Raw genomic sequence first — 15708 nt, 5'->3', positions numbered from 1 at the left:
GATTTTTATTCGGTAATTATCTTCTACTTTTGTTTGTATACAACGCGAAATTATGGGAAAACGCATTTTTATATATGTCTTTTGGCTACTCCTTTTTTGCATGATGTCGGGGCAGGTAATAGGGCAGAATAAGTCGGTAGAATCCCATAGCCATACTTGTAAAACGGTGCTGGCGTTAAAAAATAATTTGCTTTACGACCTGGCCTTGGCTCCGAACATAGAAGTGGAGCTGCCATTGGGAAAGAGGTGGTCTTTGAATGTTGAGTACAAATGCCCTTGGTGGTCTGACAGCGGATGTAATTTCTGCTATCAGCTCCTTTCGGGAGGGACAGAGGCGCGTTACTGGTTGGGAAACCGCCATACGCGCGGAAGATTGTCCGGACACTTCCTGGGAGCATATGCCGAAGGAGGTACCTATGATTTTCAGTTGAAAAAGGAGAAGGGATACCGGGGGAAGTATTACGCAGCTGCAGGAATAACTTATGGATACGTGCGTCCACTGGCTCGGCATCTGGCGATTGAATTCAGTGTGGGCATTGGATACTTGGATACGGAGTACAGGAAATATACTTCTTATGGAAATGACTTGGCTTGGGTCAGCAGTGGAAAGTATCACTTTATCGGGCCGACAAAAGCAAAAATTTCTTTGGTATGGCTTCTAACGTCGGGGAGATGAGTGGTATGAAAGATGCACGGCATATGATTCTCTGGCTGTTCTTCGGACTGTTGCCAATGCTGGGAAGCTGTGACTTCCGCGATATGCTGGATGATTATCCCGTTAGCGGAGTACAGATTAAACTGGATTGGAAAGGGGTGACGGATAAGCTGCCGCAGACCATGCGGATTATCTTCTATCCGAAAGATACTCAGGGGAGAAAGGTTGAAAGTTATCTGCCTGCCGGAGGGGGTGAGGTGAAGGTACCGCCGGGGAAGTATGCGGTGGTGGCCTATAACTTCAATACGGAGAGTATACAGATACGGGGCGACGAGAGTTATGAGACGATTGAGGCTTTTACGGGACACTGTACGGGGCTGGATGTACACGAAGATATGGTTTGGTCGCCCGACCCTTTGTATGTGGTGGCTTTGGACGAGGTGGAAATAAGGCAGAGTGATGTGGCGCTTCCGTTGAACTGGAAGCCGGAAGCGGTAGTGGACCATTATTCCTTTGATATAAAGGTGGAAGGATGGGATAGAATATCGAGCATCATCTGCCATGTGGACGGCTTGAACGGAAGTTACTTTATAGGCAACCGTGCTTGCCATTTGAGCGAGGTACCTATATGTGTGGATACAAAGCGTGAAAACGGGCTTTTATGGGGGTATTTCTCCAGTTTTGTATTACTGAAAGATACCAAGACCCGTGCGGATAGTCCTATGTTGCTGACACTGAAGATTGTGAAACGAGATAAAACGGTTCAAGAGGTGAAGGTGGATATCACGGAAGTGATTGAAACAGCTCCTCCCTCGGGAGGAGGCGAAGAAGAACCTGATGTGGGCGTTCCTGGGTCGGAAATCCATATCGAGGTTCCCGTACCGGAGGACAAGGTTGTGGTGGATGATTTGGAACCGGGAACCGATGAAGGAGATGGAGGGATTGGTGGCGATGTGGATGATTGGGATGATGAGACGGATGTGGAGCTACCGGTGAATTGATAGCAAACAGACAAATAAATATATTAACTTTAATAACAGACAATTATGAAGAAGGTTTTATTTTTGGCTTTGGCTGCAGCAGCAGTAATGAGTTGCTCGGAAAGTGAGGAGATAGAGAATGCCGGACAAAAGGCAGAGATTAAATTGGGAACAGTAGTGGGTAACACTACGAGAGCCACAGTGACTGATTTGCCGGAATTGCAGAAGGTAGGGTTCACTGTGTATGCTTATAATACGGGAGCGACAGCAATGGCCTCCGTTGCGACTTTTGATGCGATGAAGGAATTCATGACAGATGTTAAAGTAACCTATAGTGCTCCCAACTGGAGTTTGACTGGGGGAACATATTATTGGCCAATGACGGATAACTTGCAGTTCTTTGCTTACGGGAATCCGGGTACCGGAGCCTTGACGTACAATCAACCGGCTGCTGGTGCTATATATCCTTCCATTACTTATACGGTAGCAGATGTAGCTGCCCAAACGGACTTGGTAGCCGCGAAAGTGACGGATGCAACCAAGGCATCAAATGCCAGTGGGGTATCTTTGAAATTCGGCCATATACTGACCCAAATAAATTTCACTGTCAAGGCAGCCGACGCTTTGACTTATAAACTGAAAACACTTACAATATCCGGTGTGCACAATAAAGGAACTTATGGTTTTGATGATTCAACATGGAAGTCACAGGAAGGAACAGCCACTTATGCACATACGATTGACGATGGTGCATTGGAAGTGAATACAACGGGTGTGGAAGTGAATACAGCCTGGATGTTGATGCCCCAGACGTTGGATACGAACGCCAAAATCAATGTTGTCTATGACATCTATGAGAAAGACGTTCTTCTTGATACTGTAACTTCCGCCATTGACTTGAATGATACACAAGCCTGGGGTGAAGGCAAAAAGATACGTTATACGCTGACGCTGGCCAATAAGGCGGCAAAAGTAACCTTTGTACCTGAAGTTGGTCCATGGAGTACGGCTGATGATACGAACGTGGAAAAATAAAACGGCACTGTCCGCAATAAAAAACTGAATTACTTCTATTTTATTCATTCCCCGAAACTTCTTTATGAAAGTTTTCGGGGAATGTTTCTTTTATGAGTATTATTTATCTATTTTTGTCACTGCAACAAACAAACAAATCTACTTGCCGATGCCCAACTCTTCTGCTTGCAGAGGTAAAAAACAATGCGCTCAATGTCCCAAGGCTGTGGACAATGCAATAATATATGCTTCCCACCCCAGAGGATTCCATCTGCCGGCGCGAAAGTGTGAGGAAAATATTATAATTTTCCTGCTGAAAGGAGAAGTGCTTGTCAACAGTAAGGAGTATGCGGGAACTGTGTTGCATGCAGGTGAGTTCATCCTTCAAGCTATTGGTTCCAAGTACGAAATACTTGCCATGACGGATGTGGAATGCGTTTGTTACCGGTTCAGTAAGCCTGAATTCTTCTGTGAGGACCGGTATAACCATATTATGAAAGAGGTTACCCCTCCATTGATATTCTATCCTTTGACCATTACTCCCGAGTTGCAGCTCTTTCTGGAAAGTTCCAAGGCCTATTTGTCCGAGGAGAAGATTTGCCGGGAAATGCTTTGTTTCAAAAGGAAAGAACTTGCTTTCATTCTTGGAAATTACTACTCCGACTATGAGCTTTCCATGCTGATACATCCTCTTGCCCAGTATACTAATTCCTTCCACTACTTTGTCTTGCAGAATCATGCCAAAGTCAAGACGGTAGAGGAACTTGCCCAGTTGGGAGGATATACAGTAGCTACTTTCCGGCGTATATTCAATTCTGTTTTTCATCAACCGGTGTACGAGTGGATGATGGAACGGAGGAAGGAAAGCGTGGTTTATGAACTTCGTTATACGGATGCTTCTATATCAGAGATTTGCTATAAATATGGCTTTGAATCGCTGCCTCATTTTTCCAATTTCTGCAAAAAGAATTTCGGGGCTTCTCCCCGTAGCTTGCGTGCCGGCAATTTATCTGAAGTAAACGGCATGTCATAAAAAAACTCCTCCGGCGGTTTCCCGGCAGAGGAGTCTCTTGTGATATTAATCAAATATAGTGAAAGCTGAGTGATAAATCTGAGCTTGCTCAAAAGGTTTATCCGAAGCGCATCCTATATTATTTGCAGAAAGACCGGATTAGTCTTTCAGTTTCGCAATGATAAAGTCGCGGTTCAGGCGAGCAATGTTGCTGATGGAAACATTCTTCGGGCATTCAGCTTCGCACGCACGAGTGTTTGTACAGTTACCGAAACCGAGTTCGTCCATCTTGCTCAACATAGCCTTGGCACGGCGCAATGCTTCCGGTTTGCCTTGGGGCAACAGGTTCAGCTGGCTCACCTTGGCAGAAACGAAAAGCATAGCAGAACCGTTCTTACAAGCAGCCACACAAGCACCACAACCGATACAGCTGGCAGCATCCATAGCCTCGTCAGCGATGGGCTTCGGAATCAGGATAGCGTTGGCATCCTGGGGAGCACCGGTACGTACGCTGACGTAGCCGCCTGCCTGCATAATCTTGTCGTAGGCCGTACGGTCGACCATCAAGTCCTTGATAACCGGGAAACCGGCAGAGCGCCACGGTTCAACAGTGATGGTATCGCCGTCGTTGAAACGACGCATATAAATCTGGCAAGTCGTAGCGCCGGTTGCAGGACCGTGGGGGTGTCCGTTGATGTAGAGCGAACACATACCGCAGATACCTTCGCGGCAGTCGTGGTCGAATACAACCGGTTCTTTACCTTCAGAAATCAGCTGTTCGTTCAGGATATCCAGCATTTCGAGGAATGAAGTATCGCCCGGGATATCTTTCATTTGGTATGTTTCAAAAGCGCCTTTTGCTTTCGGACCCTTCTGGCGCCATACCTTGAGCGTAAATGATATATTTTTATCCATTTTCTTTAATTCTTTAAATGTTCAACTTCCCGATTAGCTCTTGTAGTTACGAGTCTGTACCTTGATTGCTTCGTAAACCAGCGGCTCTTTCAGCAATACCGGTTCCTTTTCGTCAGAACCCTGATATTCCCAGCAAGCCACGTAGAAGTAGTTTTCATCGTCACGCTTGGCTTCGCCTTCTTCAGTCTGATATTCTTCACGGAAGTGACCGCCGCAGCTTTCGTTACGGTTCAGTGCATCGTAAGCAACCAGCTCGCCCATAGTGATGAAGTCGTACAGACGGATAGCCTTGTCGAGTTCTACATTCATACCTTCCTTGTCGCCCGGGATGAACAGTTCTTTCTCGAACTCCTTGCGGACTTCTTTCAGCTTCTTCAGACCTTCCTTCAAGCCTTCGGCCGTACGTCCCATACCTACATATTCCCACATAATGTGGCCCAGTTCCTTGTGGATAGAGTCTACAGACTTCTTACCCTTGATGTTCATCATCCAGTCAATCTTCTCCTGAACGGCCTTTTCTGCAGCTGCAAATTCGGGCAGGTCGGTAGAGAAACGGGGAACTGTAATCTGGTCGGCCAGATAGTTCTGGATAGTGTAAGGCAATACGAAGTAACCATCGGCCAGACCTTGCATCAGGGCGGAAGCACCGAGGCGGTTTGCACCGTGGTCGGAGAAGTTACATTCACCGATGGCGAACAGTCCCTTGATGGAGGTCATCAGTTCGTAGTCAACCCAGATACCACCCATGGTATAGTGGATAGCCGGATAAATCATCATCGGGTTTTCGTATGGGCTGACATCAGTGATTTCTTCATACATATCGAAGAGGTTGCCGTAACGTTGTGCAACGACATCTTTACCCAGACGGTTGATAGCTTCGGAGAAGTCAAGGAATACGGCAAGACCGGTGTTGTTCACGCCGAAGCCCTTGTCGCAGCGTTCTTTGGCAGCGCGGCTGGCAACGTCACGCGGAACGAGGTTACCGAATGCCGGATAACGGCGTTCCAGGTAGTAGTCGCGGTCTTCCTCGGGAATATCTTTTCCTTGCAGTGTACCTTCCTGCAGTTTCTTGGCATCTTCCAGCTTCTTCGGAACCCAGATACGACCATCGTTACGCAGAGATTCGGACATCAAAGTCAGCTTAGATTGCTTGTCACCGTGAACCGGGATACAAGTGGGGTGAATCTGTACGTAAGCAGGGTTGGCAAACCAGGCACCTTTACGGTAGCAAGCCATTGCTGCAGAGCAGTTACATGCCATTGCATTGGTAGAAAGGAAGTAGGCATTGCCGTAACCACCGGTAGCGATTACCACAGCGTGGGCGGCAAAACGTTCCAATTTACCGGTAACGAGGTTCTTTGCAATGATACCGCGGGCACGTCCGTCAATGAGGACAACGTCTTCCATTTCGTAGCGGGTATACAGTTTCACAGTGCCTACGTTCACCTGGCGGCTCAATGCAGAGTATGCACCCAGCAACAGCTGCTGTCCGGTCTGACCCTTGGCATAGAAAGTACGGGATACCTGAGCACCACCGAAAGAACGGTTGTCCAGTGTACCGCCGTATTCGCGGGCGAAAGGAACACCTTGTGCAACGCATTGGTCGATAATATTGTTGGATACTTCAGCCAGACGGTAAACGTTGGCTTCGCGGGCACGGTAGTCGCCACCCTTTACTGTATCGTAGAACAGACGGTATACAGAGTCACCGTCGTTTTGGTAATTCTTAGCAGCATTGATACCACCTTGTGCAGCGATGGAGTGTGCACGGCGCGGAGAGTCCTGGATGCAGAAGTTGAATACTCTGAAACCCATTTCGCCCAGAGAGGCGGCAGCACTGGCACCGGCAAGTCCGGTTCCTACTACGATGATGTCCAGACGACGTTTGTTGGCAGGGTTTACTAATTTTTGGTGAGCCTTATAATTGGTCCATTTCTCAGCCACCGGTCCTTCCGGTATTTTAGAATCTATCTTAGTCATAATGCAATTTACAATTTAGTCATTTACAATTTGAATTTAGCAAGCGCCGCACAATGATTTTGCAAAGAATACGACAACTACCAGAGCGAAGCAGAGGACAACGATAGTAGAATAGATGTTGGAGATACATTTCCAACGGTTAATCCATACTTTGTTGTTCCAGCCCAAAGACTGCATGGAGCTCCAGAAACCGTGAGTGAGGTGGAACCACAATGCGCCCAGCCAAACGAGGTAAAGCACTACGAATACCGGATTGCTGAAGGTGTTTTGAATGTGATAGACACCGTTGGCTGCATATGCCAGCGTGAGGGTGTCGGCATGCATGCCCATGTTGTGCATCAACTCGGGAAGCTGCATTTTAGCCCAGAAGTTTACCAGGTGCAGGCCCAAACCCACGATTACGATGATACCCAGTACGAGCATGTTCTGAGAAGCCCATTCCACAGTCTTGGGCTTTTCCGTAACGGCATAGCGTTCGCTACCACGTGCCTTACGGTTCTGCATAGTCAGCCAGAAAGCGTAGATGATGTGGATGATGAATAAGGCAGCCAGACCTACCGTAGCCACCAATGCGTACCAGTTTGCTCCCAGGAACTCACAAACCATGTTGTAGCCATTAGCCGAGACTAATGCAACCAGGTTCATCGCCATGTGAAATGTCAGAAACAGGACAAGGGCGATACCGGTAACGCTCATCACCACTTTCCTTCCTACAGATGAATTACTTAACCACATAAATGATTGAATTTAAGTTATTTAATAGTTTGAAAATTTGTTCTATCAGGATACTTCTGTAAATGTTTCGCAAAAATAGGAGAAATCCAGCGATAAAGCAAGCGATTAAAGAAATAATTCCGTAATCCGGCAGAATGCGAAGTTTGCGGACAAGTAAAAGGTTTACTCGTCCTCCTGGTCTTTGCCTTGCTCTTTGCATATGATGGAAATCTTTTCTCCGTTTGCCAAGCGTTTTCTCAGGGCGCGAGGCGTGTCTCCGAAAGAGTCTTTGCAGAAGTGGGCAAAGTGGGATAGGGAATCAAAGCCATAGCGGGCGCTGATGATTGAAATGCGTTGTTTGGTGTATTGCAGGTCGTTCAGAATTCCTTCACGTTTCTTGTCCAGAATCCATTCATAGACCGGGACCCCATACATATTTTTAAACAGACGGCGGAATGTGGTAGTGGTATATCCGCCGAGGTGGGCAAACTCTTCCACATTCTTCACCTTGTCGTAGTTCTGCATGACGAAATATTGGAAGCTTTCCGTATAAGTGCTGATGGGGTAGAAGAATGTACTGATTTGGTGTAGCGGATAGTAGCATGTCAATATGTATACCAATTCCTGGCATTTCATTTCAATGTATTTGCTGCACGCATAGGGTTGCTCGTTGAGGTAGCAGGCAAGGCTTTTCAGAAGCCCTTCGAGCATGGAAATCGCGGTAAGCGGGGTATAAGTCAAGGGGGCTTCCGAGCGTTTCAGTATCTCCTTGTAGCGCTCTTCGCAAATCAGAGGAAGCTCGGTGAACCAATAGACAATATATTCCACTTCGGTCAAAGCCAGGAGTTCTACTTTGGAGCCGATGGCTTGCAAGATGAGCTGGCGGCTTTGGAGAGTGGTGCCCGGATATTCGTCACTGTTTACAAGTAATTCACCTTTCAGCATAAATATCATGCAGTTCTGTGTGCACTTTTCAGCAGAGAAATGTTGTCCCTTGGGGTAGTGGCGGTAAACCAATACTCCTTCTGATTTTTGGGGACATACCATACAATCAATCTGTCGGTTGCAGCAAGTTTCCAGTCTCATGAAATGATTAGCGAATTATTATAAATGTGGCAACAAAGATAGAATTTTTTTGTGAAAACTCTATCTATTTGTCCTATCTTTGCGTCAAACTAATATAAAGGACTTATGAAAAAGGCTATTTTTTTTGTATATTTTATCTGCCTTGTTGTATCCGGTCTTTCGGCACAGAATTGGGATATTAACACTTTGCACCGGGTTAACAGTTGGGATGGCAAGTTTGTCCGTAACTATAATAAGATAATTTCACGTTCGGAGCCCTATGTTGCTGTCGGTGTTCCGGTGGCGATGGCGGTTGCCGCTTGGATAAAACATGATAAGGGTTTGCTGAAAGATGCGGTCTACGTAGGTACAAGTGTAGCGGGGGCTTTTGTTGTGACTTATGGAATGAAATATCTGGTGGACCGTGAGCGTCCTTATGATAAATATCCCGACAGAGTGCATGCATATAGCCATGAAGGCAGCCCGTCTTTTCCTTCCGGACATACGGCGACGGCTTTTGCCCTTGCCACCTCGCTCAGTGTAAAGTATCCTAAATGGTATGTGATAGCTCCGTCTGCCCTGTGGGCTTGTTCCGTGGGAGTTTCCCGTATGAACGAGGGAGTGCATTATCCGTCGGATGTGTTGGCGGGGGCTGCAATCGGTGCTGGATGTGCTGTGGTCAACATCTACGTCAACAAGTGGCTGAATAAGTGGCTGTTCGGAGAATGATTTTAGGTGCGAATTACGCGGAGTTAGATAAACTAAATCCGCATAATCCGCGCCTAAGTTTGTTTCAAGTCGGCTATTGGATAATAGTGCTGTAGATGCCTTCGTTCAACACTTTTAGAGCTTGCTGCACGCTTTGGTTCGTGCTGTTCATCACCTGGAAGTATTCGTTCATGTCCCATAGGTCACGGGCTATCAAGGCTTTAAGTTGTGTCTTGATGAGCGGTAGGGATTGGTTGTACTGTTTCTCGTCAAACTTGATTTTCTCTTTGTCGGCAAGCGCACGTATTTCGGCAAGGAAGTTATCGTCTATCTCGAATTTCTCGTTGAAGGCCTCGAATTTCTTGTATTTGTTCTGCAGCTCCTTCCGGTGCTTCTCGATGTAGCCGGTAGTGGCTTTGATAACCACGCCTTTGGCTACGAGATTGCGGTGATAGTCTGTGTACTGGGTAGTGTCGATGGGGACGAAAAAGTCGGGCATGATACCTCCACCTCCGTAAACGGTACGCCCCATACGCTTGGTCTGCACTTTCAGGGAGTCGGCAAAATGGATACTGTCCGCATGAATCATTTCTCCATGATTGAAGCGGTCTATCAGTTCCTGATTATATTTATCCTGACTGTTTTCTCCACTCAGACGACCATCGAGGTTGGCGGTACTGTCGTAAGGCTTCTGGATGCAACGCCCCGAAGGGGTATAGTAACGGGCTATGGTCAGACGAATCATGGAACCGTCCGGCAGGTCGATAGGACGCTGTACCAATCCCTTGCCGAAGGTGCGGCGTCCTACTACCACGCCTCTGTCCCAGTCCTGGATGGCTCCGGTCACGATTTCACTGGCAGAAGCGGAGTACTCGTCCACCAATATGATGAGACGGCCGTTCTTGAAGTTGCCCGTACCTTTGGCAAAGAAATCACTGCGGCGTGCGGCCCTTCCTTCGGTGTAGACGATGAGTTCTTTTTGCTTCAGAAATTCGTTGGCAAGGTCGATGGCGGCATTCAGATACCCTCCTCCATTTCCTTGCAGGTCGAGGATGAGGTCTTTCATTCCTTTCTTTTGCAGGCTTTTCAGGGCTTCTGCAAACTCTTCGGCGGTGGTTGCCCCGAAGCGGTTGATACGGATATAGCCGGTTTTGGGTTGTATCATGTAAGATGCGTCCAGGCTGAGGATGGGAATTTTGTCACGCTTCACGGTGAAGTACAGCTGGTCGTCCACGCCACGGCGCACGATGGTGAGTTTCACTTCCGAGTCTTTCGGTCCGCGCAGGCGGCTCATAATATCTTCCGTGCTCATTTTTACTCCGGCAATGGCGCTGTCATTGACGGCTACGATACGGTCGCCGGCAAGGATGCCCACCTTCTCGGAAGGTCCGTTGCTCACGGGTTGTATCACAAGCAGGGTATCTTCTATCATCTGAAACTGTACGCCGATGCCCTCGAAATTGCCTTGCAACGGCTCGTTCATCTTCTTCACTTCTTCGGCGTTGTTGTAGGTGGAGTGCGGGTCGAGTTGTGCCAGCATCTTGATGATGGCTTCTTCCACCAGCTTGTCTTCATCCACCTTGTCCACATAAAGGTTGGTGATGGCAAACTCTGCCATTTGCAGTTTGCGCAGGGCTTCATTGTTCGGCTTTTGCGCTTGTGCCGTCACCGCGCATATACATATTATAATAGTAAATAGTTTTTTCATCATTTCCATTTTAATCCCTAATCCTTTATCCTTAATCCCTAATCTCCATTCCCTCCGGTATGAACATGCTTATGTCCTTGCCGTATTGCAGCAGTTCGCGCACGGTGGTGGAACTGACGCAGGTAAGTTCTGGCTCGGTGAAGAGCAGGATGGTTTCTATGCCGGTCAGTTTGCGGTTGATGTCGGCAATGGTTTCCTCGTATTCGAAATCCTTCACGGTGCGTATGCCGCGTATTATCAGACTGGCATCTACCTGCCGGGCAAAGTCGATAGTCAGGCAGTCATAGGACTGCACAATGATGCGCGGCTCGTTCCGGTAGTAGTCTCGTATCATTTGTTCGCGCTTTTCCAAGGGGAAATACGTATTCTTATTTTCATTGATGCCGATGCCTATGACGATTTCGTCTATAAAAGTCAGTGCACGGCTCACTACCGAAGAGTGTCCGATAGTAAACGGGTCGAATGTTCCCGGAAAGATAGCTCTTCTCATGATGCCAAATCTTCTTCTATAACCAAGTTGTTGATAATAAAGTTTTGTCGTTCCATGGTATTCTTACCCATGTAGAATTCCAGCAGCTCTTTTACGAGGTCTGTCTTGCGCAGGGACACTTGTTCCAGACGCATATCCTTGCCGATAAAATGCTTGAACTCGTCGGGCGAGATTTCTCCCAGACCTTTGAATCGGGTGATTTCGGGGTTGGGACCCAGTTCTTCAATGGCTTTCACACGTTCCTCCTCTGTATAGCAATAACTTGTCTTCTTTTTGTTGCGCACGCGGAAGAGAGGGGTTTGCAGGATATATACATGCCCTTTCTTTATCAGGTCGGGGAAGAACTGCAGGAAGAAGGTGATGATGAGCAGGCGGATGTGCATGCCGTCCACATCGGCATCGGTAGCTACGATGACTTTGTTGTAGCGCAGTGTCTCTATGCCGTCTTCTATATTCAAGGCTGCTTGAAGCAAGTTGAATTCTTCGTTTTCATAAACTACTTTCTTGGTGAGTCCGTAGGAATTTAGCGGTTTACCACGCAGGCTGAATACTGCTTGGGTATTCACGTCGCGGCTCTTGGTGATGGAACCGCTGGCAGAGTCTCCCTCGGTAATGAAGATGCAGGATTCGGTTTCCTGGTCTTTGCCTTTACCGTCACTCAAGTGGTAGCGGCAGTCGCGCAGCTTGCGGTTGTGCAGGTTGGCTTTCTTGGCGCGTTCGCGTGCCAGCTTGGTGACGCCGGCAATGGCTTTGCGCTCTTTCTCGGAGTCTTGTATCTTTTGCAGCATCACTTCGGCCACAAGCGGGTTCTTGTGGAGGTAGTTGTCCACTTCCGTCTTGATGAAGTCTCCTACGTATTTGTTCACCGTGGGGCCGGCGGGCTTGTGTTCCTGCGGCGCGGCAGGCCACATGTTGTTGCTGCCCAGTTTCGTTTTGGTCTGGCTCTCGAACATGGGTTCCTCCACGTCGATGGCAATGGCGGCTACCAGTCCGTTGCGGATGTCGGCATATTCCTGGTTCTTGTTGTAGAACTCCTTGATGGTACGGGCAATGTGTTCCTTCAAGGCAGTCTGGTGTGTGCCGCCTTGGGTGGTGTGTTGCCCGTTGACAAAGGAGTAGTACTCTTCGCCGTATTGGTTGGTGTGTGTGAAGGCAATCTCGATGTCCTCTCCTTTCAGGTGGATGATGTCGTAAAGGCCTTCGCTGGTCATGTTATCTTTCAGCAAGTCCTCCAGCCCGTGGCGGGAAACGATGCGCTGGCCGTTGTAAATGAAGGTGAGGCCCGTATTCAGGTAGGTGTAGTTGCGCAACAGGGTTTCTACGAACTGGTTCTGGAAGGAATAGTTCAGGAAGAGTGTGGCGTCCGGTTCGAAGAAGATATAGGTTCCGCTTTCTTCTGTCGAGTCTTCGGTCACATCACTCAACAGCGTTCCTTTTTCAAAGATGGCGATACGTACCTTGCCGTCGCGGTAGCTGCGTACTTCGAAGCGGCTGCTCAGCGCATTGACTGCCTTGATACCTACGCCGTTCAGTCCGACACTTTTCTTGAAAGCCTTTGAATCATATTTACCCCCGGTATTCAGTTTGCTGACCGCCTCTACCAGTTTGCCTTGCGGAATGCCTCGTCCATAGTCGCGTACGCTGACACGCAGACTGTCTTCTATAGTCACTTCTATACGCTTTCCGGCACCCATCTTGAACTCGTCGATGCTGTTGTCCATCACTTCTTTCAGCAACACATAGATACCGTCATCGTTCTGTGAGCCGTCGCCCAGACGGCCTATGTACATACCGGAACGGACACGGATATGCTCCATGTCGTCGAGGTGGCGGATGTTGTCGTCGGTATATTCCACGCTGGAAACGGGGCTCTCTGTGATATTGTTGTCTGCTTCTTCCAGCGGCAGGGTCATATTGTTGTTATCTTCCATAAGTACGTTATTCCTTCATATTGCGCATTGCGACAAAGGTAATGAGAAATTCGGGGGTTCGCAAAAAAATAATGTCTTTTATGGACTTCTGACAAGCTTATATTCTGGATTTAGAACTTATTTTATTCCTTTCACAAAGCATCTTCTCCGTTTATGCTGCTCCGTCTTGAAGTACTCCCATTGCGCCTGCACCTTGCCGTTCAATTCCAGCTCCGGATTACTCTCGGCATACTCGAAACCAAGTTGCTGATAGACGGGGATAAGGTCGGAGAACAACAATGCATTTACCCCCTTGTTCTGATACTCCGGTTTCACGGCAACCAGCAGCAAATCGAGCATCTTGGGATATTTCTTCAAGAAGATGGTCTTGGCCAGGTGATACCAACCCATAGGAAGCAGACGCCCGTGGGCTTTTTGCAACGCTTCGGCGAGTGACGGCATGGAAATGCCTACGGCAAGCAGCTGGTCATCGGCATCGGTAATCAATGTCACCATGCGTAGGTCGAGGATGGGCAGGTACATCTTGACGTATTGGTCAATCTGCCGTTGGCTCAGTGCAGAATAGCCATAGAGTGGCTGATAGGCTTCGTTCATCAGTTCGAAGATGGCCTGACCGTAGTCTTGGGCAATCTTCTTGGCAGATGTGTATTTCTTTACCTTGAGGTTATACTTGCGCTGGATGAGATCGGAGATGCGCTTGTGCTTGTCGGGTATGGCGTCGGGAATGTAGATTTTGTATTCCACCCAATCGGCATCCTTCTCAAAGCCCATGCGTTCCAGATGTTGCGGATAGTAGGGATAGTTATAAATGGTGGCCATGGTGCTGAGCTGGTCGAATCCTTCGATGAGCATACCTTCGGCATCGAAATCTGTGAATCCCAGCGGGCCTTGTATATGTGTCATTCCCCGTTCTTTTCCCCATTCTTCCACGGTGCGAATCAGGGCATCGGAGACTTCCGCATCATCGATGAAGTCTATCCAGCCGAAGCGGACTTCCTTTTTGTTCCAGGTTTGGTTTGCCTTGTGGTTGATGATGGCAGCTACACGTCCTACGATTTTACCTTCCCGATAAGCCAGGAAATAGTCGGCTTCACAAAATTCGAATGCAGCGTTTTTCTTCTTGTTGAAGGTGTTGAGCATGTCATCGAAAAGGTCGGGGACGGAATAAGGGTTGTTTTTGTATAGCAGGTAGTTGAAACGGATAAAGCGCTCCAGTTCCCGTCTTGTGGTTACTTTCTTGATTGTAATTGCCATAGTTGTTCAATATTGAGACCACAAAGGTAATGCAAACTGAGAGCAGAACAAAATAAGCTTGCTTATTTTTTATGCCGAGGTACAGCTTGCCTTATTTAAAAATACGTGATAATCTTTAAAATACCGCGTAGGGTGTTTGTAAATTTGCTGTTAGAGGTTGTATATCAGTACCGCTGTGTAGGCAATGTAGCAGAGAATCAGAATGCTTCCTTCCACCCGGGTGATGATGCGTTTCCCGAAAAAGATACCGAACAGCCAAAGCAGGATGCTGGACCCTACGAGTACCCACAAATCGAAATTGGTGATGCCCGTCAGACGCAGTGGAGTGATGGAGGCCGAACAACCCAGTACGAAGAATATATTGAAGAGATTACTTCCGATGACGTTTCCGATGGCTATTTCGGGGTTTTTCTTCAAGGCGGCTACGATGGAGGTGGCGAGTTCGGGTAATGAAGTGCCGCCTGCTACGAGCGTGAGACCGATGATGGATTCGCTGACACCCAATCCGCGGGCTATGCCGCTGGCACCGTCTACAAAAAAATTACCTCCGATGATGAGGCCGGCAAGTCCACCGATAATGTATAGGGCGGACTTCCACGCGGGTAACAGCCTGATTTCGTCTTCTTCCTGTAAGTGCTCCTTTTCCGGTTCCTTCATACTTCCATCCCTTTTTGCAATGGCAAAAGTATAACTCAGAAAAATGGTAAAGAAGCATAGCAGCAATAGGCCGTCGGTGATGCTGAGTATGTTCTCCCCACTGCTGTCCAGTAAGACGTCGTTGGCACAAATCAGCAGGGCGAAGGATGAAAGGATGCAAAGGGGGATTTCGCGTTTCAGTGTGTTACGGGTAATGGCTATCGGGGCAAAAAGGGCCGTACAACCCACAATCATCAGGGTATTGAACGTATTGCTTCCCACCACATTGCCAATGGCAATGTCTGCACTGCCTTTGAGAGCAGAGGATATGCTGACGGTGAGTTCCGGTGCGGAAGTGCCGAAGGCAACAATGGTAAGCCCGATGACGATGGACGGTATATGGAAACGTTTGGCAACGGATGCGGCACCGTCTGTCAAGCCATTGGCACCCAGAAGAATGAGGAGCAGTCCTCCGACAAGAAACAATATATCCATAGGTATGTCAATTTTGAGTACAAAGATAGTGCAAACCGGATACAGAACTTTCATGTTTGCATGAAAAAGTTATGTCGATTAGAGTAGGAAGTTAAAAACATTCCGTATGTTTGAAGCATTTATTGGGTATATTTGCATAATTAAAGAATCA

Annotated in this window: 13 protein-coding genes and 1 pseudogene; 5 read left to right on the top strand and 9 right to left on the bottom strand. The window is 47.9% G+C overall.

The window, feature by feature from the left end; translation table 11 throughout:
- Positions 1-109: 109 nt before the first annotated feature.
- The 4 genes and pseudogenes from CSD97_RS04875 to CSD97_RS04860 form a co-directional block, all read left to right on the top strand.
- Positions 110-676: pseudogene (locus CSD97_RS04875) on the top strand (DUF3575 domain-containing protein); the annotation flags it as partial.
- Complete coding sequence (locus CSD97_RS04870) at positions 652-1656, top strand: DUF5119 domain-containing protein (RefSeq protein ID WP_087333179.1); 1005 nt, start codon at positions 652-654, stop codon at positions 1654-1656. The pseudogene CSD97_RS04875 and the gene CSD97_RS04870, both read left to right, overlap by 25 nt.
- Positions 1657-1701: 45 nt before the next feature.
- Positions 1702-2670 carry a fimbrillin family protein gene (locus CSD97_RS04865; RefSeq protein ID WP_098032016.1) on the top strand — a complete coding sequence of 323 codons (969 nt, stop codon included), beginning with the start codon at positions 1702-1704 and terminating at the stop codon, positions 2668-2670.
- A 148-nt stretch (positions 2671-2818) separates the two neighbouring features.
- A complete protein-coding gene (locus CSD97_RS04860) occupies positions 2819-3682 on the top strand; it encodes a helix-turn-helix transcriptional regulator (protein WP_035447330.1) in 864 nt (287 codons plus the stop codon).
- A 138-nt stretch (positions 3683-3820) separates the two neighbouring features.
- Here the strand turns inward: CSD97_RS04860 and CSD97_RS04855 are convergent, their stop codons facing one another.
- From CSD97_RS04855 to CSD97_RS04840, 4 genes are all read right to left on the bottom strand, one after another.
- On the bottom strand, positions 3821-4576 hold the full coding sequence (locus CSD97_RS04855; protein WP_005830925.1) for a succinate dehydrogenase/fumarate reductase iron-sulfur subunit: 756 nt from the start codon (positions 4574-4576) through the stop codon (positions 3821-3823).
- A gap of 33 nt (positions 4577-4609) precedes the next feature.
- Positions 4610-6556 (bottom strand): fumarate reductase/succinate dehydrogenase flavoprotein subunit, encoded by a 1947-nt coding sequence (locus CSD97_RS04850; RefSeq protein ID WP_005830924.1) that lies wholly within the window; start codon positions 6554-6556, stop codon positions 4610-4612.
- 36 nt (positions 6557-6592) lie between these two features.
- Complete coding sequence (locus CSD97_RS04845) at positions 6593-7291, bottom strand: succinate dehydrogenase/fumarate reductase cytochrome b subunit (protein WP_005830923.1); 699 nt, start codon at positions 7289-7291, stop codon at positions 6593-6595.
- A gap of 162 nt (positions 7292-7453) precedes the next feature.
- A complete protein-coding gene (locus CSD97_RS04840) occupies positions 7454-8356 on the bottom strand; it encodes an AraC family transcriptional regulator (RefSeq protein ID WP_098032015.1) in 903 nt (300 codons plus the stop codon).
- A gap of 105 nt (positions 8357-8461) precedes the next feature.
- On the opposite strand from CSD97_RS04840, the gene CSD97_RS04835 reads away from it, so the two are divergent.
- Positions 8462-9064 (top strand): phosphatase PAP2 family protein, encoded by a 603-nt coding sequence (locus tag CSD97_RS04835; protein WP_005830921.1) that lies wholly within the window; start codon positions 8462-8464, stop codon positions 9062-9064.
- A gap of 73 nt (positions 9065-9137) precedes the next feature.
- On the opposite strand, the gene CSD97_RS04830 is transcribed toward CSD97_RS04835, so the two are convergent.
- The 5 genes from CSD97_RS04830 to CSD97_RS04810 all read right to left on the bottom strand — a co-directional run bounded on the left by CSD97_RS04830 (position 9138) and on the right by CSD97_RS04810 (position 15557).
- Complete coding sequence (locus tag CSD97_RS04830) at positions 9138-10751, bottom strand: S41 family peptidase (protein ID WP_098032037.1); 1614 nt, start codon at positions 10749-10751, stop codon at positions 9138-9140.
- Positions 10752-10782: 31 nt separating this feature from the next.
- On the bottom strand, positions 10783-11241 hold the full coding sequence (coaD, locus tag CSD97_RS04825; RefSeq protein WP_005830918.1) for a pantetheine-phosphate adenylyltransferase: 459 nt from the start codon (positions 11239-11241) through the stop codon (positions 10783-10785).
- Positions 11238-13154 carry a DNA topoisomerase IV subunit B gene (locus CSD97_RS04820; RefSeq protein WP_050756855.1) on the bottom strand — a complete coding sequence of 639 codons (1917 nt, stop codon included), beginning with the start codon at positions 13152-13154 and terminating at the stop codon, positions 11238-11240. The genes coaD and CSD97_RS04820 overlap by 4 nt, the downstream gene beginning before the upstream one ends.
- A 135-nt stretch (positions 13155-13289) precedes the next feature.
- Positions 13290-14426, bottom strand: coding sequence for a hypothetical protein (locus CSD97_RS04815; protein WP_005830912.1), 1137 nt, complete (start codon positions 14424-14426; stop codon positions 13290-13292).
- Positions 14427-14576: 150 nt separating this feature from the next.
- Positions 14577-15557 (bottom strand): calcium/sodium antiporter, encoded by a 981-nt coding sequence (locus tag CSD97_RS04810; protein WP_229120115.1) that lies wholly within the window; start codon positions 15555-15557, stop codon positions 14577-14579.
- Positions 15558-15708 lie beyond the last annotated feature (151 nt).

Origin of the sequence: Bacteroides sp. AR29 (genome assembly GCF_900217715.1) — a bacterium.
Lineage (GTDB): Bacteria > Bacteroidota > Bacteroidia > Bacteroidales > Bacteroidaceae > Bacteroides > Bacteroides uniformis.
Note: the sequence above shows the minus strand (reverse complement) of the source record. Positions and strands in the feature narration are given on the sequence as shown.